The sequence below is a fragment of the Mesorhizobium sp. WSM4871 genome (assembly GCF_055811295.1).
Window position 1 is genome coordinate 328,854 of record NZ_JBVVPU010000006.1, and the last position, 22,785, is coordinate 351,638.

The window sequence follows — 22,785 nt, forward strand, 5'->3', positions numbered from 1 at the left end:
CTTCAAAAGTCCTGCAGCTCGCAGGAACCCTGCTCGAGAAACCGCGACACGGTTGGCTTCCAGCTGTCGTCGGGCACAAAGGCGCGGATGACGAATATGCCTTCGTCGATGGGCGCTTCGACGAAGATCGCTCCTTGCAATTCCTCGGGAAGATCCTTGCGCACCTCGATCATCTGCGCGGGCGTCAGCACCACGCTGTCGAGCAGCCCCGCCGTCGCGCTGTGATCGTTGAAGGAATAGACATTGTGGCCGTTGCGGTCATAGACGGATACGGACCAGAACGGCACGTTCCCTGGCGCCTTGACCCGCACCATGCCGTCGCTCAGGTCGAACCGGCAGGCGGCCGCGTAAAACAGAGGATCCACCGATTTCACCACAGGGGCGCCGCCGGCCTCCGCGTCCAGTCTGGTCATCTTGTAGAGGTCCGAGGCCATGGCCAGCCGCGACCAGGCACCGCGTTCGGAAAACTCCGGTACAAGCAGCAGCACGATGATGTGCACGATGCCGGCGCCAAGCAGGCCGAGCAGGATTGCGTGCAGCAGCTTACGCATTGCAGCCGACCCTGAGGATTTTCGGCAGCGTGACGTCAGAGAGGCCCGTGCTGCTGGCGATCGGCGTGTCGTAGAATGTCAGCACGAAATACATCCGCCCAGTGCCCTCGGTCAGCAGCCAATTGCCCGGCGCGGGGCGGTTGCCGACGGAAATGATCACCGAATTGTCGGGCTGGCGCAGCACCTGGTAGGACTGAAGTGCTGCAAGCCTCGGCCTGCCGGTCTGGACAACGCCGAGCGACTGATCGGTGGCGTAGAGGGTCCAGAACCGCGCCGTGGGAAATCCGCCTTCGATCGTGTAGGCGCACTGGCGCATGAGCTGTCCGCCGCTGGAATCGCGCTCGGCGATGAAGGAGAGCCCCTCAGCCCGCCCGAGCGCCAGCACGCCTTCGCGCGCCACGCGGGCCTTCGAATAAGGGTCCGCCGCCGGCGTGCCGATGTCGGGGAACGCCGTCCATTGGCCGATCCTGATCGCCCCGACGCCATCCTGCGTCTTCAGGGCATACCAGACGCTGCCGCCGCCGCCGCCGATGGCTATGGCAAGCGAAAGCAGCGTGAGCAAGGCGTTCTTGAGCATGAAGAGCCGCGGGTGAGAAAGCAGAAGCGCCGCTCGGGATATCGCGGGGCAGGGGGCATGGCAAGCATGGCCGCCGGATTGCCGCTCCGCGGGCCTCGGTGCGAAGTGCTGCAGGTCAAAGCGCCGACAGGGTTTCCGGCGCCGCGGGAGGTTGGAGGACAGGCGCCGACTGGAACAGCCTGGTCATGTCCCGCAGCGCCTGCGTGGTCTGGCTGGAGAGCACTGGCGGGCGCTCGGCGGCGGCATCAGCCGCTGCCTTCTCGGCATTCTTCTTCTCCGCCTCCACGGCCTTGGCCGCGACCTCTTCGTCGACGAACGGCTTGTCGAGACCGGGAATCGGCTTGAGGTCGATATTCTGGTGCGCGTAGGTCATCAGGCGTTGCCACACCATGGCCGGCAGCGAGCCGCCGGTCATGTTCCTGGTCGGGGAGAAGTCGTCATTGCCCATCCACACAGCAGCGGTGTAGTTGCCGGTGAAGCCGACATACCAGGCATCGCGGTAGGCCTGGGTGGTGCCGGTCTTGCCCGCGGAAACGATGTTGGGAAGGGCCGCGCGCCGCGCCGTGCCCATCACCGGCACCGCCGCCAGCATGGTGTTCATGTATTTGAGCGCCTGTTCCGAAAGCACCCGGTGCGGCGGCGGCGCGTCCTTGGCGAAGTCGTAGACCACCTCGCCGGTACGGGTGACGAGCTGTGAGATGCCGTGGCGGGAGCCGACAAAGCCGTTCTGCGCGAACACGCTGTAGCCTGTCGCCTGGTCCATCACGGTCATGCCCGACGTGCCGAGCACCATGGTCTTGTGCGATTCGAGCGGCGATTCGACGCCCATCGCTTCGGCCAACGCCTTGATCGGCTTGATGCCGAGATAGTCCTTGGCCAGCCGCACCGGCACGGTGTTGATCGATTTGGCGATCGCGGTGATCAGCGTGACATTGCCGGCCGACCCGCCATTGTAGTTGTGAGGCGACCAGCCGCCCCAGGAGATCGGGCCGCCGGAAACGACGGAGTTCGGTGTGAAGCCGTCTTCCATGGCCATCGCGTAGACATATGGCTTGAACGATGAGCCGGTCTGGCGCAGCGCTTTGGTGGCGCGGTTGAACTGGCTGGCGCCGTAGTCGCGGCCGCCAACGATCGCCCTGACCGCGCCATTGGTCTCGATGACGACCATGGCGCCTTCGGTGACGTTATACTCCTTGCCGAATTGACGGAGGTGGAACTCCATCGCTTCTTCCGCCGCCTTCTGGATATTGGCGTCGAAAGTGGTGTGCGCGACCAGCGAATGCTGGCCCGGCCTGGCGATCTTCTTGACCTCGTCGAAGGCCCAGTCGAGATAATAGTCCGGGCTCTTCTGCTCGCCACGGTCGACGATTTCAGCCGGATGCAGCCGCGCCTGCAGCACCTGGCCTTCGCTCATGAAGCCGGCATCGACCAAGTTGGACAACACCACATTGGCCCGCGCGCGGGCCGCCGGCAGGTTGATATGCGGCGCGTATTTGGTCGGCGCCTTGAACAACCCGGCCAGCATCGCCGCCTCGGCCAGGTTCAAATCCTTGACGCTCTTGCCGAAATAGAAATCGGCGGCCGCCTCGATGCCGAAGGTGCCGCCGCCCATATAGGCGCGGTCGAGATAGAGCTGGAGGATTTCCTTCTTCGACAGATTGGCCTCGAGCCACAGCGCCAGGAACGCTTCCTTGATCTTGCGCTCCAGCGTCCGTTCATTGGTCAGGAACAGGTTCTTGGCGAGCTGCTGTGTGATGCTCGATCCGCCCTGGACGACGGAATTGGCCCGCACATTCTCGAAAATGGCGCGGGAAAGGCCGAGCACGTCGATGCCGTGGTGATCGAAGAAGCGCCGGTCCTCGGTGGCCAGCACAGCCTTGATGACCTGGTCCGGCATCTCGTCGACCGGCACCGAATCGCGCTGGATGATGCCGCGCTGGCCGATCTCGTTGCCGTAGCGGTCGAGGAAGGTGACGGCGAAGTCGCCCTGGGCACGCCAGTCGCCTGCCGTTTCCTGGAAAGCCGGCAAGGCGAGCGCCAGCATGACGACGATGCCGCCGGCGCCGAGCGTGAAGCCTTCGCTCAAGAATTCGATGGTGCCGCGCCGCCAGCCGGTGACGCGAAAACGCCGGAAAAAAATGGTGGCCGCTTCCCAGAACTGCCGCGCCTTGAAGCCGATCTCATAGAGCGAGGAATCGAGCCACGCATCGACCGCGAGCAGCCTGGCGGCGATCGGGCCTCTTCTCTTGCGTGGCTCCAAAGGATTGGTCATTCCGGAAATCCGCCCCCCAGCGCGACCTTGAGAACCGCAAGCGGGCAATTTCAGGGCGGCGCACTGCCAAGACTATGCGTCCATTTTGATCCTGCTCACAAGGGTAAGGCAGGCTCATGCGGGGTCTGTTGATCGAAAAGGGTGCGCTTGTTGCAGGCGCGCACGCTTCCGGCGTCACCGCGCCGCCATGAAGCGCATGAAATGCGCCACGTCGGCCTCTTCAGGCTCCTGGCCGGTGAAACTGCGCAGGTAAGCGGCCAGATGACTTACCCGTGCCTCGACAGGTTCCCTTAGGTCGAGCATGTAGTAGCCGATCTGCATGTAGTAGAGCACCCGGGCACGGATGAAAGCATCCTCCGCGTCATAGCCATGCCGGCGATACATGTCGCGGATGGCGCCCAGCCGATCGTCGTCGGCCTTGTCGATCGCCCGGCGCACATCGTCGGAACGCCGCGCCCATTCGCGGATGGCGAAGTCGAGCCTGGGGTCGAACAGTCGCTCGTCGGCCCAGCATTCGAACACGTTCAAGACGCCCATGATGATGCTTTTGGCCGGCCTTTTCGCGCGTTCGACGATCGCCTGGGTGTTGGTTTCGTGCCAATGGGCGAGCAACTGGTCCAGCAGATCCTGGCGGCTCTGGAAATACCAGTAGAAGCTCGAGCGCGACACGCCGAGCTTCTGGCCGAGCGGCAGCACACGCACGCTTTCGACACCATCGGAAATCAGCGTCTGCAGCGCAAGATTGATCCAGTCCCAGCGCGTCACCTTGATGTTGCCGGGCGCCGGCTCGTCCTGTGGAGCGATCATGATCATGCACCCACACTTGGCATGACGGGTAACGACGCGCAAGCCGACTGGACAGCTATGTCTACACTCTAGACACATATGTACAGTCCATATATGGTGCCGGGATCGAGCAGTCCGGAGGAAGCCGTGAAGTCGCACTATCGTGCAGTCGTCATCGGGGGTGGTGTGGTTGGCGCCTCGGTGCTCTACCACCTGGCGCGGTTCGGCTGGACCGACGTGGCGCTGATCGAGCGTGCCGAACTGACGGCCGGCTCCACCTGGCACGCGGCGGCCGGATTCCATGCGCTCAATGCCGATCCCAATGTCGCGGCGCTGCAGGACTATACGATCAAGCTCTATCGCGAGATCGAGGCCGAATCCGGCCAGAATGCCGGCCTGCACATGACCGGCGGCGTCAACATGGCCAGCGACCCCGCCCGCTGGGAATGGCTGAAATCGGCCTGGGCCGTGTTCCAGTCGGTGGGCATCGAGACCGCCCGGCTGGTGACGCCCGAGGAGATCAAGGCGATCTGCCCGATCGTCGATGTCAGCGATGTGCTGGGCGGCCTCTACGATTCCAACGAAGGCCATCTCGACCCTTACGGTACGACGCACGCCTATGCCGGAGCGGCGAAAAAGCGCGGCGCCGATGTCATCCTGCGCAACCGCGTCCTCGACCTGAAGCCGCGCGCCGGCGGCGGCTGGGATGTCATCACCGAGCAAGGCACGATCGTTGCCGAGCATGTCGTCAATGCCGGCGGCCTCTGGGCAAAGCAGCTCGGCCGCATGGTCGGCGTCGACCTGCCGGTGACGCCGATGGAGCACCACTATTTCGTCACCGAGGACATCCCGGAGGTCGCGGCGCTCGACAGGGAGCTTGGCCTCGCCGTCGATCTCGACGGCTTTGCCTATCTGCGCCAGGAGCGCAAGGGCGTTCTGCTCGGCCTCTATGAGCAGAACCCGAAGCACTGGAACATGGATGGAGCGCCGTGGGACTATGGCATCGAGCTGATCCCGGAAGACATCGAGCGCATCAGCCCGGAACTTTCCAGGGCCTATGAGCGCTTTCCCTGCCTTGCCACCGCCGGCATCCGCAAATGGGTCAACGGCGCCTTCACCTTCACACCGGACGGCAACCCGATCGTCGGGCCGGTGCGTGGCGTCAGGAACTACTGGGTCGCCTGCGGCGTCATGGCCGGTTTCAGCCAGGGCGGCGGCGTCGGCAAATCGCTGGCCGAATGGATGATCCATGGCGAACCGCAGGCCGACATTTTCGGCATGGACATTGCCCGCTACGGCGCCTTTGCCGCCAACCGCTGTTATCTCAAGCAAACGACGCGCCAGTTCTACGCACGCCGCTTCGTCATGACCTTTCCCAATGAGCGGCTGCCCGCCGGGCGGCCGCTGAAACGCCCCGGCGCTTATGACGGCATGACGGCGGCGGGGTGCGAATGGACAGCGTCGTGGGGGTTGGAAATCCCCGCCTATTTCGCGCCGATGGGCTTTCGCGAAAACACCACGCTGAAGCGCTCCAACGCCTTCGACATCGTCGGCGACGAGGTGCTGCAGGTCCGGCGCGCCGCCGGCCTCGTCGATACATCGGCCTTTTCGCGCTATGCCGTCTCGGGTCCGGGCGCCGAGGCTTGGCTCGACCGGCTGCTGGCCTGCAGGCTGCCGAAGCCGGGGCAGGCGAAGCTCGCGCCGATGCTCGGCCATGATGGCCGGCTGAAGGGCGATCTGACCGTCTTCAACTGGGGTGGCGGCGACTACTGGATCATGGGCTCCTACTATCTCAGGGAATTCCACATGCGCTGGTTCGAGGCGCATGCGGCCGACGGCGTGACCGTCACCGACATCTCCGACGCAATGTCCGGCTTCCTCGTCACTGGACCGAATGCGCGGGCGGTTCTTGCACGCACCACGCATCAGGATATTTCGGCTGACGCCTTGCCGTTCATGGCCTGCGGCGAATTCGACATCGGCATGGCGCGTGCGCGTGTGGCGAGGCTGTCGATTGCCGGCGAGCTCGGCTTCGAGATCAACTGCCCGGCCAGCATGCATGCCACCTTGCGCGAAACGCTGCTTGCCGCCGGCGAGGATATCGGCCTTGCCGAGATCGGCTTCTATGCGTTGAACGCGCTCAGGCTGGAAAAGAGCTTCGGCATCTGGTCGCGTGAATTCACCCAGGGTTATACGCCAGGTCAGACCGGCCTCGATCGCTTCATCGCCTTCAGCAAGGACGGCTTCATCGGCCGCGAGGCTTCATTGAAGGAGCGCGAGGGCGTCACCACACGGTGCGTCGTGACGCTTGAGGTCGAAGCCGTCGATGCCGATGCCAGCGGCTTCGAGCCGGTCTGGCACAAGGGCCGGCGCATTGGCTTCGTCACCTCGGGCGGCTATGGCTATTCGGTCGGCAAGAGCCTCGCGCTGGCGCTGGTCGACCGCGATTTCGCCGGGGAGGGCACTGCCTTGTCTGTGCACATCGTCGGCGTCGAGCGGCCGGCACGGATCATTGCGGCCTCTCCCTACGATCCGCTGGGCAAGGCGATGCGGCAATGAGGAGGTTCTGCGATGGTCGATGAAGCCGCACGTGATATCAGGCGCGAGCGCCGGCGCGGACGCACTGGCGAGGCCGGCAGCGAATCCAGCCGGCGGCCCGACTATCGCTCGCTGAAGAATCCCTTCCTGCCGCAGCCGGTCTTTTCCGAAGATCAGGTCGCAGCCATCCACGACACGGCGCTGCGGGTGCTCGAAGAGCTCGGCATCAAGGTGTTGCTGCCGCAGGCGCGTGCAGCCTATGCCAGTGCCGGCGCGCTGGTCGACGAGGACAGCCAGATGGTGCGCATCGGCCGCGATATCGTCGCGGCCGCACTGACCTCGGCGCCGAAGTCGATCACGACACGCGCCGGCGACCGCTCGCGCGATATCGCACTCGAGCTTGGTACGATGACGTTCCTGGCCGGCTGCGGCGCGCCCAACGTCACCGATCTCGAACACGGCCGGCGGCCGGGAACGCTTGCCGCATTCGAGGACTTCATCCGGCTGGTGCAGCACTTCGACGTTCTGCACATGCTGGGGCCTTGCATCGAGCCGCAGGATGTCGACAACCGCTTCCGCCACTACGCCGTCAACCGGGCGCAACTGACGCTGTCGGACAAGGTCCCCTTCGTCTTCGCCCGCGGCACGCCGCAGGTCGAGGACGGTTTTGCCATGATCAGGCTGGCGCGCGGCCTGTCCGAGGACGAATTCTTGAGCGGCGCCCATTGCTACACCGTCATCAACACCAACTCGCCGCGTCAACTCGATATTCCGATGGCTCAAGGCATCATCGATTTCGCCAGGGCAGGCCAGGTGTCTATCATCACGCCCTTCTGCCTGGCCGGCGCCATGGCGCCGATCACCGTCGCCGGCGCGTTGACATTGCAGCACGCCGAGGCGCTGGCCGGACTGGCGCTCGCCCAGATCGTGCGGCCGGGTGCGCCGGTCGTCTACGGCTCCTTCTCCTCCAATGTCGACATGAAGTCGGGTGCGCCGGCCTTCGGCACGCCGGAGCATGTCAAGGCAACGCTCGGCGCCGGCCAGCTTGCCCGCTTCACCGGCCTTCCCTGGCGGTCCGGCGGCGGCAGCGCCGCCAACATCTCGGACGCGCAGGCGGCCCACGAAACGCAGTTCGCTTTGTGGGGTTCGGTGCTTGCCGGCGCCACCGTCTGCATCCATGCCGCCGGCTGGCTCGAAGGCGGCCTGAGCGTATCCTTCGAGAAGTTGATCACGGATATCGAGGCGTTGCAGACCATCGCCGAACTCTGCGTGGCGACGCCCGGCGACGAGGCCGCGATCGGCTTCGAGGCGATCGCCGAAGTGCAGCCCGGCGGGCATTTCTTCTCGGCCGGACACACTATGGCACGCTACCGCACCGCCTTCTACGAGCCGCTGGTCGCCGACTGGTCGAATTTCGGCAACTGGACGCAGGCCGGGTCAAAGACGGCGACCGAGCGCGCCACCGGCGTCTGGAAGCGCACGCTGGCCGACTTCCGGCCGCCGGCTTCGGCCGCCGCCACAGCAGGCACTCTCGACAACTTCATCGCCCGGCGCACCGAAGAGGGCGGCGCAGCGCCGGTCTCGTGATGTAGTTAAGCAAGCGCGTCACATGGGGCGCTTGTCGCCGATCTTTTGCGGATCACGGCCTACCGTGCCGGCGTCAGTTTTCCTGTGCTTGTCGGCGGCAAGCCTGCGAATGCGATCGAAGCGGCTTTCCTTAGTCGATTTGGTTGCCGGCACTGCATCTGGCTTCGGTACGAACGTGATCATCTGTCGATCTCCCTGTCGTAGCTGACGGATGGAAGTCTTCCTGACTGGCGGAAATCCCTGGCGCGCCGGGAAATGCCCCGGCGGCCATTGTTCTGGCTCGGCCCGCTCGGCCTTGTCCGAATGGGCGTTTTCAGGCGACGGTCAGTAGCCGCCCATGCCGCCAGCGGCCGAAGCCGCGGCGTCCTTGGCCGGGATGTCGGTGATCATCGCTTCCGCAGTGATCAGCAATGCCGCGATCGAACCAGCATCCTGCAGTGCTGTCCGCACCACCTTTGCCGGGTCGACGATGCCGGCCTTGATCATGTCGACATAGGTTTCGTTCTGGGCGTCGAAGCCCTGGTTGTGATCCTTGCTGTCGGTAAGCCTTCCGACGACGATCGAACCCTCAACGCCGGAGTTCTCGGCGATTTGGCGGATCGGCGCTTCGAGTGCTCTCGACACGATCGAAATGCCTGCCGTCACATCGGCATTGGCTCCGGTCAGCCCTTTCAGCACCGCCTTGGCGCGCAGCAAGGCGACGCCGCCGCCCGGAACGATGCCCTCTTCGACTGCGGCGCGCGTGGCATTCAGCGCGTCGTCGATGCGGTCCTTCTTTTCCTTGACTTCAGACTCGGTGGCGCCGCCGACGCGAATGACCGCGACGCCGCCGGCGAGCTTCGCCAGCCGCTCCTGCAACTTCTCCTTGTCGTAGTCGGAGGTGGTCTCCTCGATCTGCCCCTTGATCTGTGTGACGCGCGCCTGGACGGTTGCCTTCTCGCCGGCGCCGTCGATGATCGTGGTCGTGTCTTTTTCGATCAGCACGCGCTTGGCGCGGCCGAGCATGTCGAGGGTGATGTTTTCCAGCTTGATGCCGAGGTCCTCGGAAATCATCTGGCCGGCGGTAAGCACGGCGATGTCTTCCAGCATGGCCTTGCGGCGGTCACCGAAGCCCGGCGCCTTGACGGCCGCGACCTTGAGGCCGCCGCGCAATTTATTGACGACCAGCGTCGCCAGCGCTTCGCCTTCGACGTCCTCGGAGATGATCACCAGCGGCTTGCCGCTTTGCACCACGGCTTCGAGGATCGGCAGCATCGCCTGCAGATTGCCGAGCTTCTTTTCATGGATGAGGACATAAGGGTCCTCCAGCTCGACGCGCATCTTCTCGGCATTGGTGACGAAATAGGGCGAGAGATAACCGCGGTCGAACTGCATGCCCTTGACGACGTCGAGTTCGGTGTCAGCGGTCTTGGCTTCCTCGACGGTGATGACGCCGTCATTGCCGACCTTGTCCATCGCCTTGGCGATCATGGCGCCGACGGTGACGTCGCCATTGGCGGCAATGGTGCCAACCTGCGCGATTTCATCGGAGGATTTGACCTTCTTCGCGCGCGCCTGGATCTCCTTGACAACCGCGGCGACGGCAAGGTCGATGCCGCGCTTGAGGTCCATCGGGTTCATGCCGGCGGCAACGAATTTGGCGCCCTCGCGCAGGATCGAAGCGGCCAGCACTGTGGCGGTGGTGGTGCCGTCGCCTGCAAGGTCGTTGGTCTTCGAGGCCACTTCGCGCACCATCTGGGCGCCCATGTTCTCGAACTTGTCCGAAAGCTCGATTTCCTTGGCCACGGTCACCCCGTCCTTGGTGATGCGCGGCGCGCCATAGGCCTTGTCGATGATGACATTGCGGCCCTTGGGGCCGAGCGTCACCTTGACGGCGTTGTTGAGGATCTCGACGCCGCGCAGCATGCGGTCACGCGCGTCGGTGGAAAATTTGATTTCCTTGGCAGACATGATTTTTCATCCCGTTCGTTGGTGGAATCGGCCGCTTCGTTTGGGCAATCGGCTGGTCGCTTAAGGCATCGAAAGCTGTTGGCGGTTCCGCCCGATCAGGCGGCCTTCTTGGTAGCGATGGTCTTGTCGATGATGCCCATGATGTCGGCCTCCTTCATGATCAGAAGGTCCTCGCCGTCTATTTTGACCTCGGTTCCCGACCATTTGCCGAATAGGATGAGGTCGCCGGCCTTGACGTCGAGCGCGATCAGCGCGCCGCTTTCGTCACGAGCGCCCGGACCGACGGCGATCACTTCGCCTTCCTGCGGCTTTTCCTTGGCATTGTCGGGAATGATGATGCCGCCCTTGGATTTGGTGTCGCTTTCGGCGCGCCGAATGACGACGCGATCGTGGAGTGGTCGGAATTTCATGGGAACTCTTTCTGGGACCGGCTTAGGCGGCCGCCCCCTTCTATAGGCCCGTTGGCACTCGATTGATAGGAGTGCCAAAAAATATTCCCGGGACTTTGGGAAATATTAAGAAGTATTATTCTGCTTTTTCATCTTAACGTCGGCGATAAATCAAAAATAACCCCGAAATTGAATTTTTCATTGCCCGTCCCTATCTTAGATGAGAAACTCACGTTCATGATCTCGACCAAAAGGAGATTTTATCGATGGCGGAATCTGGCCAGAATATCATGGAGAAAGCCGAAGCGCGCTTCATGGAGAAGCAGAAGAAAACTGCGGAGCGAAACCAGGCGACGGCCGAATATGTTTCCGAGGCAAAGGCCAGGGTCATCAAGACGGCAAGGCTGCGGGCGCTGCGGCTGGCCAAGGAAGAGGCCGACCGTGCCGCGGAGGCCCTGAACCCGACGCCGAAGAAAAAGCGGGCAGCAAAGAAGGCTTCCACGCCGGAGGTAAAATCATGAGCCTGACGTTCCCCAATCGCAGCCGCAGTTATGATGAGGCGGGCAAGCGTATCCGCTTCGTCGGCCATGACGGCATGTTCCAGATATCCTTCTCTGTCGCCGCCGAGGCCATGTCGAAGATGCAGCCGGGAACGGCCGCCGACGAAGCCGGCTATCTCGCTGCCTTCGACACGGCGTCCAGTTCGATCCATGATGTAGCTAGGAACGCCTATGCGCGCACCCGTAAGAGCATCTATGTGCTGACCGCAGCCGATTTTCGCTAAATCCCGAATGTCCTCGCGTTCGGGGCCGACGCGCCAGATCCATCCCAAGCGAACATGTACCGGCCGAGATCGGCGACCGCATCAGGGCTTGCGGTCCGCCTTTGCCCGCCGCCTGACGTCCCGGCTGTTCAGCCGATCGACCATCGCGTCCGCATCGCGCGTGTTCATGCCGACCATGACCTGATGTTTGAACTCGACCGGCTGGCCAGTGAAGACGTCAAAGATGGTCCAGCTGTCGGGCTGCTCCATACGTAATGCATAACGGTTTGCCATTCTGACGCCCTTTGACTGCCGCACCCTGCCGACAGATGTCGATGCCGTCAGGTCTGCATGACGAAGAACACTGCCGCCAGAACGGCGACTGTCCAGATTACCACGGACAGTTTCAAGGCCATGCCTCCGTGCAGGGATAGAAACGCCCGCATGCCTGCCAGCATGCCGTTCATGCTCTTCGCCACGGTCGGTCTCGCTGAAATCGGAACCGATGGCTTGATCCCAAGCTTTCCAAAAACAGGCAGCAGCGATGGTTCGCGCACGAAAACGACCTCGAATGTCTGGAGAAACCAGGGACTTCCATAGCACGCTTCTTCAAACTCCTTGCATGCCAAATAAAAACTGGAGGGCCACTGCAAAAGCGTCCCTGGCGGGCTGAAGGCGGCCATATGATGGTCGGACGATCTGGCGCGGGAAGCTCAACGCGGTTAGGTTGGAAGCAGGAAGCGTCGCGGGCGCAAAGCCTGTCAAAGCGCGACGGGCGAGGGGATGACAGATGACGGCGCCCGGCGATTTGCAGCAGGCCCTGTTCCAGAGATTGAAAAGCGACGCATCGCTATCGGCGCTGCTGGGCGGCGCCGGCCTTGTCGAGCAGGCGACCGACAACGTCGCCTTTCCCTACGTGACTTGCGGCCATACCAGCGCTTTTGACTGGGACACTGGCGCCGACAACGACGCCGATCAGCTTGTCACGCTGCACGTCTGGTCGAAAGCCCATGGCGAAGCCGAAACCCGCAACATCATGGACAGGATCGAGGCGCGCCTTGCGAACGCTGCGCTGGCCATTGGCCCGCACGGCCAAACACGGCTGTCACTGGAATTCGCGGAAGCCCGCTTTGACGAGGATCTGGCGGTCCATCATGGACTGCTGCGCTTTCGCGCCATCACCCAGGAAAACGCCTGAGGCACTTTCAATATCGGTGAAACGGAGTCTAGACTGCCCTTTCGCTGACTTCACCGGGTTGGGCGGTGAAATCTCAGATTTGATTGTCTCGCGTTTCAGGGGGTTGCGAGCATGGTTTTTTGGGCGTTCACTGTTCATTTCACGTTCAGCACCGATGCGTTACAACGCCGACCATGAAAACGCTTCGCTCCAATCTCAAAACCGCGATACTGGCGCTTGCTGCGGCCGGTCTGTTCGCGTCGCAGGCGACGGCGCTGCCGGTCGCCGTGCCCGAGCAGGCTTCCCCGATCATCCTCGCCGCCTCCGACTGCTACGCGATCGGCCAGCAGGTTGCGCAGCAGAACGGCGGCACGCTGGCCAAGGCCTCGCAGTCGACGCGCGGTGGCCAGGCGGTCTGCGTCATCGTCGTGCTGGTCCCGGGCAAGGACGGGCAGCGTCCGCGCCGCTCCGAAATCGTGGTTCCGCTGAACTGACCCAATCTTCCATTCTAAGGCCTCCGTTTCCCAGGCCGCTGGAATCGGCCTATATCTGACACCCGCAACAGGCCAACGCTTCAACAGGTAACGATCCCCGCATGCGCGTACTCGTCGTCGAAGATGACAAGGATCTCAACCGGCAGATTTCGGACGCGTTGGCTGATGCCGGCTATGTCGTCGACAAGGCTTTCGACGGCGAGGAGGGGCATTTTCTCGGCGACACCGAGCCTTATGACGCGGTCGTTCTCGACATCGGCCTGCCCCAGATGGACGGCATCAGCGTGGTCGAGCGCTGGCGCCGCGGCGGCCGCAAGATGCCGGTCCTTATCCTGACGGCGCGCGACCGCTGGAGCGACAAGGTGTCCGGCATCGACGCCGGCGCCGACGATTATGTCACCAAGCCATTCCACATCGAGGAGGTGCTGGCCAGGGTCCGTGCCTTGATCCGTCGCGCGGCCGGCCATGCGTCGTCGGAATTGACCTGCGGGCCGCTGCGTCTCGACACCAAGGCGTCCAAGGCCGACGTCAACGGCGTGCCGCTGAAGCTGACGTCGCACGAATTCCGCCTGCTTGCCTATCTGATGCATCATATGGGCGAGGTCGTGTCCCGCACCGAGCTGGTCGAACATCTCTATGATCAGGATTTCGACCGCGATTCCAACACAATCGAGGTCTTTGTCGGGCGGCTTCGCAAGAAGATGGGCATCGACATGATCGAAACCGTTCGCGGCATGGGCTACCGCATGCGTGAGCCGGAGGCGTAAGGCGGAACCGCTGCCTACCCAGCAAACCATAAGGTCGCCGCTTTCGCTGCGGTTCTGGCCGCGATCGCTGGCGTTCCGGGTGATCGCCTTTTCCACGATCTGGGCGATCCTCACCCTGATCGTCATCTTCACCCTCATCACCACGCTCTACCGCCAGGCGAGCGAGCGTGGCTTCGACAGCCTGCTTTCGGCGCATCTGTTCAACCTGATCGGTTCCGTCGGCGTGTCCGAAGGCGGTTCGCTGACCGGCGCCCCGGACCTTGGCGATCTGCGATTCTCGGAGCCGAATTCGGGCTGGTACTGGTCGGTGGAGCCTGCATCGGAAGGCGTGCACGGTGATCTTCATTCATCCTCGATGACCAAGACGATCCCGTCGCCGAGCGTCGCCGAGGTCCCTTTCAATTCCAGCTTCCAGCGCAGCTATGCCACGGAAGGCATCGATGGCGAGGAGCTGGAAGTGTTCGAGAGCGAGTTCGTCCTCGACGCAAAAAACCGCGCCGCGCGCTTCCGCGTCATGGGCAACCAGACTGAGCTCGATCAGGAGATTGCCAGCTTCCAGCGCCGCCTGCTGACCTATCTTTCCCTGTTCGGCGTCGGCATGATCGCCATCAACGCGATCGCCATCCTGCTCGGCCTGCAGCCCTTGCGCCGGGTCCGCAACGCGCTTGCCATGGTGCGCGAGGGCACGGCGCAAAGGCTCGACGGCCACTTCCCGGCCGAGATCGAACCGCTTGCCAACGAGACCAACGCGCTCATCGAAAACAACAAGCGCATCGTCGAGCGTTCGCGCACGCAGGTCGGCAACCTCGCCCATTCGCTGAAGACGCCGCTGGCGGTGCTCATCAACGAGGGGCGGGCGCTTGGCGGCGCCAAGGGTCAGCTCATCGCCGAGCAGGCCGCTTCCATGCAGAAGCAGGTCGACCACTATTTGCAGCGTGCCCGCGTTGCCGCGCAACGCGACAGCGTCGTCTATCGCACGCCGGTGGCGCCGCTGGTCCAGCGCATGGTGCGTGTGCTGCAAAAACTCAACCCTGAGACCGATCTCTCGCTTTCATTGCCGGCAACCGATATTATCTTTGCCGGCGAACGTGAGGATCTGGAGGAATTGCTCGGCAATCTTCTCGACAATGCGATGAAATGGGCAAAAGGCGCCGTCGCCGTGTCGGTTTCGCCAATCTCGGGCAAGGGTGGCGCCGGCAAGGAAGGTCTTGCCAATCTATTCGAGATCAGCATCGAGGATGACGGCCCGGGCATTCCCGAGGACAAGGCGCGCGAGGTGCTGAAGCGCGGGCGGCGTCTCGACGAGACAAAGCCGGGGACAGGGCTCGGGCTTGCCATTGTCGCCGACCTGGTCAACGAATATGGAGGTGCTCTGGCGCTGGAACGGTCTGGCATGGGCGGGTTGAAGGCGGTGGTTCGATTGCGGAGCCTTCAATAATGGTCGACGTCGATGGGCGATGCATGCCATGGCGGCGTGTCGATTGATCCCGAGATCGCGAACGATGGCCAAATTTCCGACAAACATCAACACTATGGCCACGCCGACCTCCCGAAGGCGCGACCCAGCTCTAACTCGAGAAAACCGGTTGTTGGCATGAAGATTCGCGTCGCGCTCGTTTCCGCACTGCTCGCCGTTTCCGGCTGCACCACATTGGGCAAGGGCCCGGGCGTCACGGTTGCGCCGCAGCCGGCCTCACTGCCGCCAGGCGGCGGCAAGGTGACGACGACGATCATTTCCGCCATGGGGGGCGGCCTCGTCGGCGGATCGATCGGCTCGGGGCTCGGCGATGCGGACAAGCGCAAGGCGCTGGAAGCCGAATACAAGGCGCTCGAATATACCGCGAGCGGCCAGAAGGTGACATGGAAAGGCGACAGTTCGGGCCGCTCGGGCGAGGTGGTCGCTGCTCAGCCCTATCGCGTCGGTTCGCAGGATTGCCGGCAATACACCCATACGGTGTTTACCGGCACCGTCGGGGCCACCGCGCGGGGCACCGCCTGCCGCAACGCCGATGGCAGTTGGACACCGCTGACCTGAGCTCAATTGTTCCGATCGGCCGCTTCGGTTGATATCGATCAAGGACATGCGGCGCTCCGGTCGTCAAAGCGTCGCAGTGCGCCTGTGTTGGCAGCACAAGGCTCTGCCGCTATTGGAAGAACCATGCTTTTCTGGGTCATAGCCGCCATTCTCACGCTGGGCGCAAGCCTGGCGGTGCTGCTGCCGCTGGCCGGCGGCTCGAAGGGCGCGTCCGCCGCCGGCGACCATGACCTTGAAGTCTATCGCGACCAACTGTCCGAACTCGACCGCGACGCGGCGCGCGGCCTGATCCAGCCGGCCGAGGCCGAGGAGGCGCGCGCCGAAATCGCCCGCCGCATCCTTCGCCTGGGCAATGCCGATCCGGCCGCCAAGGCAGTCGGACCGTCAACGACGACGCGGCTGGTCGCTACGGTGGCGGTTCTGGCGGTTCCGCTGATCAGTTGGGGGTTCTACAGCGAGCTCGGCTCGCCCGACCTGCCGTCGCAGCCGCTCAGCGCACGGCTGGCCAAGAATCCCGCCGACAGTTCGGTGGACGAACTGGTGGCGCGCGCCGAGGCCCATCTTGCCGCCAATCCGTCCGATGGCAGGGGCTGGGATGTGCTGGCGCCGATCTATCTGCGCATGCAGAGGTTCCCCGACGCGGTCGGCGCCTATCGCAACGCCATTCGTCTCGATGGCGACAGTGCGGCCCGCCAGGCCGGTCTCGGCGAGGCGATCGCCAATGCGGCCGGCGGCATCGTTTCGGCCGAGGCGCAGGATGCGTTCGAGGCAGCCTTGAAGCTCGATCCGGCCAATCCAAAGGCGAACTTCTATCTTGCCATGGGCCTGGCGCAGGAGGGCCGCGTCCCGGAAGCGGTGGCCGCCTGGCAGAAAATGCTCGGCAAATTGCCGCAAGATTCGCTATGGCGTGGCGCCGTAGAGCAGGCGCTGGCCGAATCCGCGAACAAGCCCGTCGCCGCAGGCGAGCCCGCGAAGGGCCCGGATGCCGGGGAGGTCGACGCCGCATCGTCCATGTCGCCGCAGGACAGGCAAGCGATGATCGAGACCATGGTTGCAGGCCTCGACGAGAAACTGCGGCAAGATCCGCGCAACGCGGAAGGGTGGATGCAGCTCGTTCGTTCCTATGTTGTGCTGGGCAAGGCCGACCAGGCGCGCGATGCGCTTAATCGCGGTATCGCCGTCTTTGGCCCCGACAGTGAGGAAGCCAGGAAATTCACCGCCTTTGCCACCTCGCTTGGCCTGACGGCGACGGAGTAGACGATGACGCGCAAGCAGAAGAGACTTTCGGTGATCGTCGCTGGCCTGGCCTTTCTCGGCGCGGCCACCGGGCTGACCTTCTATGCGCTCGGCCAGAAGGCCTCCTATTTCTACATGCCCGCCGACCTGACCGCCGCCAGCATGCAGCCGGGCCAGCGCATAAGGCTGGGTGGGCTGGTGGAAAAAGGCACCGTCCAGCGCGGGCAGGGCGCCACGGTCGCTTTTTCGGTGACCGATACGCAGAAGTCGGTCAAAGTCACGTATACCGGTATCCTGCCTGACCTTTTCCGCGAGGAGCAGGGCGTCATCACCGAAGGCAGTTTCGGCCCGGACGGCGTCTTTGTCGCCGACAGCGTGCTGGCCAAGCACGACGAGAGCTATATGCCCAAGGAAGTGGCCGACGGCCTCAAGGCCAAGGGCGTGTGGCAGGAGAGCAAGAGTGAGTAAGCAGGTTCCGAAAAAGCGTCCTGCGGTTTTCCGGCGAGAACCTGCGACAAAACCAGAAAGGCGCCGCGATGGTTGAAACCGGACATTTCGCCCTGGTTCTGGCCTTTGCGCTGGCCCTGGTGCAGACGCTGGTGCCGCTGTTTGGCGCGCGTACCGGCAACCCCAGGATGATGGCCGTCGGCGGTCCTGTCGCCGTGACTGGCTTTGCCTTGACCGCATTCTCCTTCGCCGCGCTTGCGACAGCCTATGCAAACTCCGATTTTTCGGTGGCAAGCGTCTGGGAGAACTCGCATTCGCTGCAGCCGCTGATCTACAAGATCACCGGAACCTGGGGCAATCATGAAGGCTCGATGCTGCTCTGGGTGCTCATCCTGACCTTCTTCGGGGCGCTCGTCGCCCTCTTCGGCGGCAATCTTCCGGCGACGCTGCGGGCCAATGTGCTGGCCGTGCAGGGCGCGATCGGCGCCACCTTCTTCCTCTTCATCCTGACCACGTCCAATCCGTTCGCCCGGCTCAATCCGGCGCCGATAGAAGGCCGCGATCTCAACCCGATCCTGCAGGATCTCGGCCTCGCCATCCATCCGCCGTTGCTCTATCTCGGCTATGTCGGTTTCTCCATCTGCTTTTCCTTCTCGGTCGCTGCCCTCATCGAGGGCCGCATCGACGCCTCCTGGGCACGCTGGGTGCGGCCATGGACGCTGGTCGCCTGGATGTTCCTCACCGGCGGCATCGCCATGGGTTCCTACTGGGCTTATTACGAGCTCGGCTGGGGTGGCTTCTGGTTCTGGGATCCGGTCGAGAACGCCTCCTTCATGCCGTGGCTGGCGGGCACGGCGCTCTTGCATTCGGCGATCGTCATGGAGAAGCGCTCGGCGCTGAAGATCTGGACGCTGCTGCTGGCGATCCTGACCTTCTCGCTGTCGCTGCTCGGCACCTTCCTGGTGCGATCCGGCGTGCTGACCTCGGTGCACGCCTTCGCCACCGACCCGACGCGCGGAGTCTTCATCCTCTGCATCCTGACGCTGTTCATCGGCGGCTCGCTGGCGCTGTTTGCCTTGCGTGCCTCGCGGCTGACGGCCGGCGGCCTTTTCCACCCAATCTCGCGCGAAGGCGCGCTGGTCCTCAACAATCTGTTCCTGACCACCGCCACCGCCACCGTGCTGGTCGGCACGCTTTACCCGCTGGCGCTCGAAGCCGTTACGGGCGACAAGATCTCGGTCGGTGCGCCGTTCTTCGACCTGACTTTCGGTCCGCTGATGCTGCCGCTGTTGGCGATCGTGCCGTTCGGGCCGCTGCTGGCCTGGAAGCGCGGCGACGTTTTTGCCGCGGCACAGCGCCTGATGGCGGCCTTTGCCCTGGCGCTCGCCGCTGTGCTGGTGACGGCTCTGTTCGTCGATGGCGCCTCGGTGTTCGCAGCACTTGGTGTCGGCCTCGCCGTCTGGCTGGTTTGCGGCGCGCTCACTGATCTTGCGGTCAAATCCGGCGCGGGCAGCGTAGCGCCCGCCATCATGCTGCGACGTTTCGCCGGCCTGCCGCGCTCCGTCTTCGGCACCGCGCTCGCCCATCTCGGCCTCGGCCTGACGCTGCTCGGCATTGTCGGCACGCTCAGCTTCGGCGCCGAGAAGATCCTGTCGATGCGTGCCGGCGAGACCGTCGAACTGTCCGGCCATACGCTGCGTTTCGAAGGGCTCTATCCGGCTCAAGGGCCTAATTACAGCGAGGACCGCGGCCGCTTCGCCCTGCTTGGCGCCGACGGCAGCAGCATCAGCGAAATCACTTCGGCCAAGCGCTTCTATCCGGTGCGCCAGATGACGACGACCGAGTCCGGCATCAAGACGATCGGGTTCAGCCAGCTTTACCTCTCGCTTGGCGACGAGGCGACCGACGGCTCCGTCGTGGTGCGTCTGTGGTGGAAGCCGCTGGTGACGCTGATCTGGGGTGGCGGCCTGGTGATGATGGCGGGCGCGGCGATGTCGCTCATGGACCGCCGCCTGCGCGTCGGCGCGCCGTCGCGGCGTCGCAAGCCGACAGGCGCCGTGCCTTCCGCGGGCCTGCCATGACCAGGTTCTCGCTCGCCTCGCTGGTGCTGCTCTTATCGCTGTTGTTTGCCGGCGGCGCCTTCGCGGTGAAGCCCGACGAGGTACTGCCAGATCCGGCGCTCGAGGCGAGGGCGCGGGCCCTTTCCGAGGGGCTGCGCTGCATGGTCTGCCAGAACCAGTCGATCGACGAATCCGATGCCGACCTTGCCCGAGACCTGCGTGTCCTGGTGCGCCAGCGCCTGGTCGCCGGCGACACCGACCAGCAGGTGATGGACTATATCGTTTCGCGCTACGGCGAGTTCGTGCTTTTGAAGCCGCGCTTCAACCTGCGCAATGGCTTGCTCTGGGGTACGCCGATCCTTCTGCTCCTGGCCGGCGGGTTCTTCATCGTGCTGACCGCCCGATCGCGCCGTTCGACAGCAACCGCTGCATTGACTCCCGAGGAACAGGCGGCGCTGGATAAGATCTTGCGGCGGGACTGAAAGCGGAACCGGCTTCTCCGCAAACATTACGAAAGTTTCATGCACTGGAAATGGCGCCGTAATGTGCGCCCCTCTATTTCTCCTTGCCTGAGGATGCTCACCTGAGCGCATCCCTTCAAAGAGGATACGAGAACCATGAATATTGCCCCCAATTCATATCCCCGCACCCGCAAGCGTCTGTTGGCTGCCGCCGCTTCTGTCGCCATTGCCGGCGCGATCGGCTTCGCTGCCGTCGCCACCGGGACGGCACCGGTTTTGGCTGACGCCGTGCGTGTCGAGGCACCGCAGGTGCCCGGCTTCGCCGATATTGTCGAGCGCGTTTCTCCCGCCGTCGTCAGCGTCAAGGTCAAGGCCAGGATCGAGCCGGCCGCCGATGACGGCTCCGACGATCAGGGCGGCTTCGACAATCTCCCCGACAATCCGCAACTGCGCCGCTTCTTCAAGGAGTTCCGTGGCTTTGGCGACCAGAATGGCCAGGACCAGGGTCATCGCCGTTTCGGGCGTCGCGACCACAACAACGACCAGCCGCGCCCGGTTGCGCAAGGCTCCGGCTTCTTCATCTCCGATGACGGCTATCTCGTCACCAACAACCATGTCGTCGAAGAAGGCTCGGCCTTTACCGTGGTAATGAATGACGGCAAGGAACTTGACGCCAAGCTGATCGGCACCGACCCACGTACCGATCTCGCCGTGCTCAAGGTCGATGGCGTCGGCAAGTTCACCTATGTCGACTTCGCCGATGATTCCAAGGTTCGCGTCGGTGACTGGGTCGTGGCGGTCGGCAATCCCTTCGGCCTCGGCGGCACCGTCACCGCCGGCATTGTCTCGGCCCGTGGCCGCGATATCGGCGCCGGTCCCTATGATGATTTCCTCCAGATCGACGCCTCGGTCAACCGCGGCAATTCCGGCGGCCCGACCTTCAACCTCAATGGCCAGGTCGTCGGCATCAACACCGCGATCTTCTCGCCGTCGGGCGGCAGCGTCGGCATCGCCTTCGACATTCCTGCCTCGACCGCCAAAACGGTCGTAGAGGATCTGATGAAGAACGGTTCCGTCCAGCGCGGCTGGCTCGGCGTCGAGATCCAGCCGGTCACGACGGACATCGCCGAATCGCTCGGGCTGAAGTCCGAGAAGGGGGCGCTTGTTTCCAGCGCCCAGGACGATGGTCCAGGCAAGAAGGCCGGCATCACGTCAGGCGATGTCATCACCCAGGTCGACGGCAAGGATGTTGCCTCGCCGAAGGAACTGGCTCGTCTCATCGGGGCTTATTCGCCCGGCAAGTCCGTCGACGTCACGGTCTGGCGTGATGGCAAGAGCGAGACGCTCAAGGTCGACCTCGGCAAACTGCCCTCGAGCGACAAGCAGGCCTCGGCCGACCAGCAGCAGCCCGCAGCTCCGGCAAAGCCCGACACGCTGGCCGATCTCGGCCTCACCGTCACCAAGTCGGACAACGGCAAGGGCCTTGTCGTGACCGATGTCGATCCGGACAGCGATGCCGCCGACCGCGGCATCCAGCCCGGCGACGTCATCACCTCGGTCAATTCGACTGAGGTGAGCGGCACCGACGACGTCGCCAAGGCGATGGCCGATGCGGTGAAGTCCGGCCGCAAGGCGGTGCTGATGCAGATCACCCGCGACGACACCAATCGCTTCGTCGCGCTGCCTGTCGCCAAGGGCTGATGTATCGGACTTTTCCAATGCGGTGGTTTTTCATACACCCCCGAGCCATCGCATGGGAAAGCACGGAGCCTGAACACGTTAGTCAGTCATCGTGTTTTTGCTCCAGCGGCAGCGGGCCCCCATCGCCCGCTGCCGCCTAATCCAAACATGTCGCCCAAACGAGCTTGACCCGGGCTGGGTAGCGGTCGGGCAACGACGTTCTAAAACAAAGATTTATCGCGTATCCTTGAATCACTTTGTTTGCGATACGCCAAGGTGAAGGCCACAATGCATATGCCGGCCACTCAATCTTCCAGCGAAATCGCGTATAACGGCTCTATGAAGATTCTTGTCATAGAAGATGATCGTGAGGCCGCGGATTACCTCCAGAAGGCCTTTGCCGAGGCCGGGCACACCGCGCATGTCGCCGGCGACGGCGAAACCGGCTTCGCTCTCGCCGATGCCGGCGACTATGACGTGATGGTCATCGATCGCATGATGCCGCGCCGCGATGGCCTTTCGGTCATCGCTGGATTGCGTTCCAGGGGCAACACGACGCCGGTGCTGATCCTGTCGGCGCTCGGCGAGGTCGACGACCGCGTCACCGGCCTGCGCGCCGGCGGCGACGACTATCTGACCAAGCCCTACGCCTTCTCCGAACTGCTCGCCCGCGTCGAAGTGTTGAACCGTCGCGCCAGTTCCAGGGAAGCCGAAACCGTCTATCGGGTCGGCGATCTCGAACTCGACAGGCTTTCCCATTCGGTTCGGCGCGCGTCGCGTGAGATCACGCTGCAGCCGCGCGAGTTCCGCCTGCTCGAATATCTGATGCGCCATGCCGGTCAGGTGGTGACGCGCACCATGCTGCTCGAAAATGTCTGGGACTACCATTTCGATCCGCAGACCAACGTCATCGACGTTCATGTCTCGCGGTTGCGCGGCAAGATCGAGAAGGGCTTCGACAAGCCGATCCTGCATACGGTTCGCGGCGCCGGCTACATGCTGAAGAGCGGGTAGG

At 63.6% G+C, this 22,785-nt stretch carries 25 protein-coding genes; 15 read left to right on the forward strand and 10 right to left on the reverse strand.

Annotated elements, in window-relative coordinates; genetic code table 11:
• Window positions 1-2 precede the first annotated feature (2 nt).
• The 5 genes from AC0L2H_RS15290 to AC0L2H_RS15310 form a co-directional block, all read right to left on the reverse strand.
• Window positions 3-551 carry a DUF1254 domain-containing protein gene (locus AC0L2H_RS15290; protein WP_473590995.1) on the reverse strand — a complete coding sequence of 183 codons (549 nt, stop codon included), beginning with the start codon at window positions 549-551 and terminating at the stop codon, window positions 3-5.
• Window positions 544-1,023 carry a DUF1214 domain-containing protein gene (locus AC0L2H_RS15295; protein ID WP_473591063.1) on the reverse strand — a complete coding sequence of 160 codons (480 nt, stop codon included), beginning with the start codon at window positions 1,021-1,023 and terminating at the stop codon, window positions 544-546. The genes AC0L2H_RS15290 and AC0L2H_RS15295 overlap by 8 nt, the downstream gene beginning before the upstream one ends.
• Window positions 914-1,192 (reverse strand): hypothetical protein, encoded by a 279-nt coding sequence (locus AC0L2H_RS15300; RefSeq protein WP_473590996.1) that lies wholly within the window; start codon window positions 1,190-1,192, stop codon window positions 914-916. The genes AC0L2H_RS15295 and AC0L2H_RS15300 overlap by 110 nt, the downstream gene beginning before the upstream one ends.
• Before the next feature lie 51 nt (window positions 1,193-1,243).
• Window positions 1,244-3,400, reverse strand: a complete 2,157-nt coding sequence (locus AC0L2H_RS15305) for a transglycosylase domain-containing protein (RefSeq protein WP_473590997.1) — start codon at window positions 3,398-3,400, stop codon at window positions 1,244-1,246.
• A 174-nt stretch (window positions 3,401-3,574) separates the two neighbouring features.
• Window positions 3,575-4,213 (reverse strand): TetR/AcrR family transcriptional regulator, encoded by a 639-nt coding sequence (locus AC0L2H_RS15310; protein ID WP_473590998.1) that lies wholly within the window; start codon window positions 4,211-4,213, stop codon window positions 3,575-3,577.
• Between the two features lie 120 nt (window positions 4,214-4,333).
• Here AC0L2H_RS15310 and AC0L2H_RS15315 point away from each other — a divergent pair, with 120 nt between their 5' ends.
• Together AC0L2H_RS15315 and AC0L2H_RS15320 are read left to right on the forward strand one after the other, a co-directional pair.
• Window positions 4,334-6,745 carry a GcvT family protein gene (locus tag AC0L2H_RS15315; protein WP_473590999.1) on the forward strand — a complete coding sequence of 804 codons (2,412 nt, stop codon included), beginning with the start codon at window positions 4,334-4,336 and terminating at the stop codon, window positions 6,743-6,745.
• A 12-nt stretch (window positions 6,746-6,757) separates the two neighbouring features.
• Window positions 6,758-8,311, forward strand: coding sequence for a trimethylamine methyltransferase family protein (locus AC0L2H_RS15320; protein WP_473591000.1), 1,554 nt, complete (start codon window positions 6,758-6,760; stop codon window positions 8,309-8,311).
• Window positions 8,312-8,329: 18 nt separating this feature from the next.
• Here AC0L2H_RS15320 and AC0L2H_RS15325 read toward each other — a convergent pair whose 3' ends face one another.
• From AC0L2H_RS15325 to AC0L2H_RS15335, 3 genes are all read right to left on the reverse strand, one after another.
• Entirely contained in the window at window positions 8,330-8,494 is a 165-nt protein-coding gene (locus AC0L2H_RS15325) for a hypothetical protein (RefSeq protein ID WP_473591001.1), read from the reverse strand.
• Between the two features lie 141 nt (window positions 8,495-8,635).
• Window positions 8,636-10,261 (reverse strand): chaperonin GroEL, encoded by a 1,626-nt coding sequence (gene groL, locus AC0L2H_RS15330; protein WP_473591002.1) that lies wholly within the window; start codon window positions 10,259-10,261, stop codon window positions 8,636-8,638.
• A 95-nt stretch (window positions 10,262-10,356) separates the two neighbouring features.
• Window positions 10,357-10,671 (reverse strand): co-chaperone GroES, encoded by a 315-nt coding sequence (locus AC0L2H_RS15335; protein ID WP_107649902.1) that lies wholly within the window; start codon window positions 10,669-10,671, stop codon window positions 10,357-10,359.
• A 245-nt stretch (window positions 10,672-10,916) separates the two neighbouring features.
• Between AC0L2H_RS15335 and AC0L2H_RS15340 the strand changes: the two genes are divergently transcribed.
• Both AC0L2H_RS15340 and AC0L2H_RS15345 read left to right on the forward strand, forming a co-directional pair.
• The gene (locus tag AC0L2H_RS15340) at window positions 10,917-11,171 is read left to right on the forward strand and encodes a hypothetical protein (protein WP_107649901.1); all 255 of its coding nucleotides are present in this window, start codon (window positions 10,917-10,919) and stop codon (window positions 11,169-11,171) included.
• A complete protein-coding gene (locus tag AC0L2H_RS15345) occupies window positions 11,168-11,434 on the forward strand; it encodes a DUF1488 family protein (protein ID WP_473591003.1) in 267 nt (88 codons plus the stop codon). Before AC0L2H_RS15340 ends, AC0L2H_RS15345 begins: the two co-directional genes overlap by 4 nt.
• Window positions 11,435-11,515: 81 nt before the next feature.
• Here the strand turns inward: AC0L2H_RS15345 and AC0L2H_RS15350 are convergent, their stop codons facing one another.
• Window positions 11,516-11,707: a hypothetical protein gene (locus AC0L2H_RS15350; protein ID WP_473591004.1), complete on the reverse strand. Its 192-nt coding sequence runs from the start codon at window positions 11,705-11,707 to the stop codon at window positions 11,516-11,518.
• 47 nt (window positions 11,708-11,754) lie between these two features.
• On the reverse strand, window positions 11,755-12,096 hold the full coding sequence (locus AC0L2H_RS15355; RefSeq protein ID WP_473591005.1) for a hypothetical protein: 342 nt from the start codon (window positions 12,094-12,096) through the stop codon (window positions 11,755-11,757).
• A gap of 107 nt (window positions 12,097-12,203) precedes the next feature.
• On the opposite strand from AC0L2H_RS15355, the gene AC0L2H_RS15360 reads away from it, so the two are divergent.
• The 11 genes from AC0L2H_RS15360 to AC0L2H_RS15410 all read left to right on the forward strand — a co-directional run bounded on the left by AC0L2H_RS15360 (window position 12,204) and on the right by AC0L2H_RS15410 (window position 22,784).
• Window positions 12,204-12,611: a DUF3168 domain-containing protein gene (locus tag AC0L2H_RS15360; RefSeq protein WP_473591006.1), complete on the forward strand. Its 408-nt coding sequence runs from the start codon at window positions 12,204-12,206 to the stop codon at window positions 12,609-12,611.
• Between the two features lie 173 nt (window positions 12,612-12,784).
• Window positions 12,785-13,084, forward strand: a complete 300-nt coding sequence (locus AC0L2H_RS15365) for a hypothetical protein (RefSeq protein ID WP_473591007.1) — start codon at window positions 12,785-12,787, stop codon at window positions 13,082-13,084.
• A 101-nt stretch (window positions 13,085-13,185) separates the two neighbouring features.
• Window positions 13,186-13,851 (forward strand): response regulator transcription factor, encoded by a 666-nt coding sequence (locus tag AC0L2H_RS15370; RefSeq protein ID WP_097574085.1) that lies wholly within the window; start codon window positions 13,186-13,188, stop codon window positions 13,849-13,851.
• Entirely contained in the window at window positions 13,835-15,289 is a 1,455-nt protein-coding gene (locus AC0L2H_RS15375) for an ATP-binding protein (protein WP_473591008.1), read from the forward strand. The genes AC0L2H_RS15370 and AC0L2H_RS15375 overlap by 17 nt, the downstream gene beginning before the upstream one ends.
• A gap of 156 nt (window positions 15,290-15,445) precedes the next feature.
• Window positions 15,446-15,886, forward strand: coding sequence for a hypothetical protein (locus AC0L2H_RS15380; RefSeq protein ID WP_473591009.1), 441 nt, complete (start codon window positions 15,446-15,448; stop codon window positions 15,884-15,886).
• A gap of 123 nt (window positions 15,887-16,009) precedes the next feature.
• A complete protein-coding gene (gene ccmI, locus AC0L2H_RS15385) occupies window positions 16,010-17,143 on the forward strand; it encodes a c-type cytochrome biogenesis protein CcmI (RefSeq protein WP_473591010.1) in 1,134 nt (377 codons plus the stop codon).
• A gap of 3 nt (window positions 17,144-17,146) precedes the next feature.
• Window positions 17,147-17,590: a cytochrome c maturation protein CcmE gene (gene ccmE, locus AC0L2H_RS15390; RefSeq protein ID WP_473591011.1), complete on the forward strand. Its 444-nt coding sequence runs from the start codon at window positions 17,147-17,149 to the stop codon at window positions 17,588-17,590.
• A gap of 68 nt (window positions 17,591-17,658) precedes the next feature.
• A complete protein-coding gene (locus AC0L2H_RS15395; RefSeq protein WP_473591012.1) occupies window positions 17,659-19,650 on the forward strand; it encodes a heme lyase CcmF/NrfE family subunit in 1,992 nt (663 codons plus the stop codon).
• Window positions 19,647-20,111 carry a cytochrome c-type biogenesis protein gene (locus AC0L2H_RS15400; protein WP_107649892.1) on the forward strand — a complete coding sequence of 155 codons (465 nt, stop codon included), beginning with the start codon at window positions 19,647-19,649 and terminating at the stop codon, window positions 20,109-20,111. Before AC0L2H_RS15395 ends, AC0L2H_RS15400 begins: the two co-directional genes overlap by 4 nt.
• Before the next feature lie 135 nt (window positions 20,112-20,246).
• Window positions 20,247-21,791 (forward strand): Do family serine endopeptidase, encoded by a 1,545-nt coding sequence (locus AC0L2H_RS15405; RefSeq protein WP_473591013.1) that lies wholly within the window; start codon window positions 20,247-20,249, stop codon window positions 21,789-21,791.
• 318 nt (window positions 21,792-22,109) lie between these two features.
• The gene (locus tag AC0L2H_RS15410; protein ID WP_165779684.1) at window positions 22,110-22,784 is read left to right on the forward strand and encodes a response regulator transcription factor; all 675 of its coding nucleotides are present in this window, start codon (window positions 22,110-22,112) and stop codon (window positions 22,782-22,784) included.
• Window position 22,785: the final 1 nt, after the last annotated feature.

Coding starts and splice junctions, on each gene's coding strand:
- ccmI (WP_473591010.1), top strand. CDS start 16,010: ATGCTTTTCTGGGTCATAGCCGCCATTCTCACGCTGGGCGCAAGCCTG.
- AC0L2H_RS15310 (WP_473590998.1), bottom strand. CDS start 4,213: ATGATCATGATCGCTCCACAGGACGAGCCGGCGCCCGGCAACATCAAG.
- AC0L2H_RS15395 (WP_473591012.1), top strand. CDS start 17,659: ATGGTTGAAACCGGACATTTCGCCCTGGTTCTGGCCTTTGCGCTGGCC.
- groL (WP_473591002.1), bottom strand. CDS start 10,261: ATGTCTGCCAAGGAAATCAAATTTTCCACCGACGCGCGTGACCGCATG.
- AC0L2H_RS15360 (WP_473591006.1), top strand. CDS start 12,204: ATGACGGCGCCCGGCGATTTGCAGCAGGCCCTGTTCCAGAGATTGAAA.
- AC0L2H_RS15365 (WP_473591007.1), top strand. CDS start 12,785: ATGAAAACGCTTCGCTCCAATCTCAAAACCGCGATACTGGCGCTTGCT.
- AC0L2H_RS15370 (WP_097574085.1), top strand. CDS start 13,186: ATGCGCGTACTCGTCGTCGAAGATGACAAGGATCTCAACCGGCAGATT.
- AC0L2H_RS15380 (WP_473591009.1), top strand. CDS start 15,446: ATGAAGATTCGCGTCGCGCTCGTTTCCGCACTGCTCGCCGTTTCCGGC.
- AC0L2H_RS15355 (WP_473591005.1), bottom strand. CDS start 12,096: ATGGCCGCCTTCAGCCCGCCAGGGACGCTTTTGCAGTGGCCCTCCAGT.
- AC0L2H_RS15400 (WP_107649892.1), top strand. CDS start 19,647: ATGACCAGGTTCTCGCTCGCCTCGCTGGTGCTGCTCTTATCGCTGTTG.
- AC0L2H_RS15290 (WP_473590995.1), bottom strand. CDS start 551: ATGCGTAAGCTGCTGCACGCAATCCTGCTCGGCCTGCTTGGCGCCGGC.
- AC0L2H_RS15335 (WP_107649902.1), bottom strand. CDS start 10,671: ATGAAATTCCGACCACTCCACGATCGCGTCGTCATTCGGCGCGCCGAA.
- AC0L2H_RS15320 (WP_473591000.1), top strand. CDS start 6,758: ATGGTCGATGAAGCCGCACGTGATATCAGGCGCGAGCGCCGGCGCGGA.
- AC0L2H_RS15305 (WP_473590997.1), bottom strand. CDS start 3,400: ATGACCAATCCTTTGGAGCCACGCAAGAGAAGAGGCCCGATCGCCGCC.
- AC0L2H_RS15345 (WP_473591003.1), top strand. CDS start 11,168: ATGAGCCTGACGTTCCCCAATCGCAGCCGCAGTTATGATGAGGCGGGC.
- AC0L2H_RS15340 (WP_107649901.1), top strand. CDS start 10,917: ATGGCGGAATCTGGCCAGAATATCATGGAGAAAGCCGAAGCGCGCTTC.
- AC0L2H_RS15405 (WP_473591013.1), top strand. CDS start 20,247: ATGAATATTGCCCCCAATTCATATCCCCGCACCCGCAAGCGTCTGTTG.
- ccmE (WP_473591011.1), top strand. CDS start 17,147: ATGACGCGCAAGCAGAAGAGACTTTCGGTGATCGTCGCTGGCCTGGCC.
- AC0L2H_RS15325 (WP_473591001.1), bottom strand. CDS start 8,494: ATGATCACGTTCGTACCGAAGCCAGATGCAGTGCCGGCAACCAAATCG.
- AC0L2H_RS15350 (WP_473591004.1), bottom strand. CDS start 11,707: ATGGCAAACCGTTATGCATTACGTATGGAGCAGCCCGACAGCTGGACC.
- AC0L2H_RS15410 (WP_165779684.1), top strand. CDS start 22,110: ATGAAGATTCTTGTCATAGAAGATGATCGTGAGGCCGCGGATTACCTC.